The 3,817-nt window shown below is 68.5% G+C and carries 2 protein-coding genes and 2 pseudogenes; 2 read left to right on the top strand and 2 right to left on the bottom strand.

From position 1 onward, the window contains the following. Positions 1-108: 108 nt before the first annotated feature. Positions 109-1,404: a primosomal protein gene (locus M7H19_RS13650; protein WP_298181267.1), complete on the top strand. Its 1,296-nt coding sequence runs from the start codon at positions 109-111 to the stop codon at positions 1,402-1,404. A gap of 42 nt (positions 1,405-1,446) precedes the next feature. Here the strand turns inward: M7H19_RS13650 and M7H19_RS13645 are convergent. Next, positions 1,447-2,385 (bottom strand): annotated as a pseudogene (locus tag M7H19_RS13645) (MFS transporter). Continuing rightward, entirely contained in the window at positions 2,364-3,455 is a 1,092-nt protein-coding gene (locus M7H19_RS13640) for an adenosine deaminase (RefSeq protein WP_298181265.1), read from the bottom strand. The pseudogene M7H19_RS13645 and the gene M7H19_RS13640 overlap by 22 nt, the downstream one beginning before the upstream one ends. Before the next feature lie 244 nt (positions 3,456-3,699). On the opposite strand from M7H19_RS13640, the pseudogene M7H19_RS13635 reads away from it, so the two are divergent. Then, positions 3,700-3,817, top strand: a pseudogene (locus M7H19_RS13635) (PA containing protein); the annotation flags it as partial.

The following is a 3,817-nucleotide window of genomic DNA, read 5'->3' as shown; positions in this document are numbered from 1 at the left end:
GAGGGGTGATCGCGGCTCGGAGTCGGAACCCGTAGGCTTCGCCTAACACGTCCGGTTCCGAGCGCCACAGTGATCCGGCTCGTGCACAGGTGGTTTCCGGAGGGCGGAATGGCACAGGATATCATCCCGATCGAGCTCGGGTTGCCACAAGGCGATCTGGTAACGCTGTGGGCACCGCGATGGCGGGAGGACGGTGAGGAGTGGGAGGCCTTCCTCGGTGACGAGGAGGATCTCTACGCGTTTCCCGACTCCGCCCATCTCGCGGCGTACGTGCGCACAGCCGAAGAGCACGATCTGATCGACCACCCGGCGTGGGAGGCGGTGCCCGCCCTCAACGTGCCGGAGCTCATCCCGGACGACGACCACTGCTACGACCTCGTGGGCGTTCCCGAGCTGGTGGCCGAGGACCCCGACTCGTGGACGCTGTCCGAGCTGGCCGAGATCGTCAACATCGTGCGGTCGCTCGCCGACGTGTGCGACCTGGAGGAAGTGCACGAGGTCCTCGACAGTTGCGAGGCGTTCTTCCTGCTCGACCAGGGGCAACTGCCGTTCACGGGACGGGAGGGCACCCGCCTGTGGAACGACCTGTCCAAGACCGTCTCCGAGAAGTGGGACGTCGTCCTCGACTCCATCGACGAACTCGTCACGACCCCCGACGTCGACTCCGCGACCCTCGACCAGACCACCGAGGAGCTCGCGGCGTTCCACGAGGAGTCCGCAGAGGCCGAGGCCGGGGTGGATTCCGAGGACGACGACCTGGACACCGTGGACCGCGACAGCGACGACGCCGACGACAGTGACGACTCCGAAGGGGCCGTTGCGGACGACGACGCCGACGACGAGCCGGCGGGGTTCTGGTTCGAGGTCGGCATCGACCCCATCAAGATCGTGCTGCCGTCGCGGGACTACTACACGCTCCGGTGCTACCTCGACGACGAGCCAGTGTTCCTGGGCGCGGACGGCACCATCGAGGCGTATCCGTCGGAGCGGGCGCTGGCCAGGGCGCTGGCGGACGGCGGGAAACTCGCCCACACCGACATCGCGGAGGTGTCCACGTGGGACGAGGTGCTGGCCGCCGCCACGGCGGGTGAGCTGGAAATCGAGGTCGACCCCGACAACATCTACGTGCTGACCGGCCTGGACGAGGACATCGCCGAGGGTGTGGACGCCATCGACCCCACCCAGTTGGAACTCGCCGTGGAACTACTCACGGACGCCGCCGACTGGACCGGTGACGACGAGGTGTCGAAGGCGCTCGCGAGCTCCGAAAGGCTGGGGTGGCTGGTGTCGTTCGTGCTGCACCCCGATCCGACCAGGCTCACCCCGAGCCCGCCGTTCGACGACGAGCAGCAGGCGTGGCGCAGGCTCGTGGACTCGTTCGAAAGCCGACTGCACCTCAACTGAAGGCGCCCGAAGGCACCGGAAAACACCGAAGCGAAGTGTGGCTCACTCCCCCGCCCGACGTTCGGCGGCGACGGGAGTGAGCCACACTGCCACGATCGGGAAGACGACGACGAGCGCGAACGCCGACGCGAAGCCGCTTCCCGTGATCACGAGTCCCAGCAGTGGTGGGGTGATCGACGCGGCCAGGTTCTAGGCCGTGTTCTGCGCCCCCATCGCCCTACCCGCCCACGCGGAGCCCGCGAGTTCGGCCGACGCCGTGAAGCCCAGCCCGTTGTCCGCCACGGTCACCACGGCCGCCAGCGTCAGCACGACCACGGCCACCCACGGGACCGTGACGTCCGCCGCCGCCAGCGCCGCCATCACGGCCGCGCTGCCCACGGCGATGAGCCGCATCGGCCTCAGCCTGCTGCCGGCCCGGTCTGACCAGTAACCCGCCCCGAGCCTGCCCGCCGGTAGCAGCAGGGCCGTGTGAAAACCCCACTGTTGCGCCAGCGACGGCAGCCCCAGCGCGGCCAGACCGACGCCCACCGGCTGCGCCGTCTGCCGGATCCCCATGGCGACACCGCGTTCGGCCGCGGAGAACCAGCCCATCACCACTCGCCCACCGGAGGCGTTGACCGAGGCGGTGGCCGCGCCCGCGAGCACGAACATCGCGGTCAGCGTGGCGGGCTCCGAAGCGAACGCCGAGGCCGCCGACAACAGGAGCCCCGAGCCGCCGAGTCCGAGCGCCATGATACGCCGCTCGCCGTAACGGTCGGCCGCCGCTCCCCATGCCACGAGTGTCAGCAGCAGCCCCATGCTCGGTGCGGCCACCACCGTGCCGGCCTGCGCCAGCGACAACCCGGAGTCCGCCCGCAACGACGGCACGAGGAAGGGGATGCCGTACAGGAACGTACAGCTCGCGGTCCGCGCCGCGTGGCCGAGCGCGAGCACCCGCCAACGGCGCCGATCCGCGCCTGTCACACGCGTTCGGCGTACCAGGGCTTGATGACGTTGTTGATGATGTCGAGTCGTTCGTCGAAGCCGATGAACGCCGATTTCATCGCGTTGATCGTGCACCACTGCACGTCGGCCCAGTCGAAGCCGAACGCGTCGACGAGAGCGGCGAACTCCGACGACACCGTGCAGTCGCTCATCAGCCTGTTGTCCGTGTTGATCGTGACCCGGAACCGCAGTTTCGCGAGCAGCCCGATCGGGTGCTCAGCGATCGAGGGGGCCGCGCCGGTCTGGATGTTCGACGACGGACACACCTCGAGGGGAATCCGGCGGTCCCGGACGTAGGCGGCGAGCCTGCCGAGCGAGACGTCGCCGTCGTCGGCCACGGTGATGTCGTCGACGATGCGGACCCCGTGGCCGAGGCGCTCGGCGCCGCAGTACTGGATGGCCTCCCAGATCGAGGCGAGCCCGAAGGCCTCACCGGCGTGGATGGTGAAGTGGGCGTTGTTCTCCCGCAGGAATTCGAACGCGTCCAGGTTCCGGGTGGGCGGGTAGCCCGCCTCGGGGCCGGCGATGTCGAACCCGACGACGCCGCGGTCGCGGTAGCGCACGGTCAGGTTGGCGATCTCCAGCGCCCGCGCGTGCTGCCTCATGGCGCACAGCAACTGCCCGACCCGGATGTGCTTCCCACGTTCGGCTGCCGCCTTGCGGCCACGGTCGAACCCGTCCTGCACGGCCTCCACCACGGCCTCCAGCGACAGTCCCCGCTCGACGAACAGCTCGGGGGCGTACCGCACCTCGGCGTAGACGACCCCGTCGTCGGCCAGGTCCTCGACACACTCGGCGGCGACCCTCGCCAGAGCCTCCTCGGTCTGCATGACACCGCAGGTGTGCGCGAAGGTCTCCAGGTAGGTCTCCAACGAGCCGGAGTTGGCCGCGTCCCTGAACCATCGGCCCAGCTCCCCGACGTCGGTGGTGGGAAGCCCGTCGTAACCGGTCTCGTCGGCCAGTTCGACAACGGTGCTCGGCCGCAGGCCGCCGTCCAGATGGTCGTGGAGCAGCACCTTCGGCGCGCTACGGAGCTCTTGCAGAGTCGGAACGGTTCGCGTCGACATGCGTCGACGGTACCTGTGCCCGCCGAGCGGGCGATGTGACCTCCGGACGACGACGCGATCACCGTCCGTTTCGGGAGTCAAGTCTCATTCCGTACTCGAACCTTGCCGCAGTGACCACTTCGTTATTCAATCGTCGGAGTCGCACGTCACGCGGTTACGCCATGGGGTCGATACCCTCCGCAGTTAGTCGATCGCTAGGCTGCCGACACGTCCCATCTTTCCCCGCCGATGAAGGACAACCGCAGTGACGACTGACAATCACCTCGCAGCCCCGTCCTTCGACCGGATGCGCAACATGTTGGTGCGCGCGGCCGAGGTCCGAGAAAGCGAACAGCAGCAGATCTTCGACGCGCTGGACGACA

This window comes from Saccharomonospora sp., assembly GCF_027317685.1.
In the GTDB taxonomy this organism is placed as follows: Bacteria; Actinomycetota; Actinomycetes; order Mycobacteriales; family Pseudonocardiaceae; genus Saccharomonospora.
The sequence above is the reverse complement of the archived record's forward strand: the minus strand, read 5'-3'. Positions and strand labels throughout refer to the sequence as shown.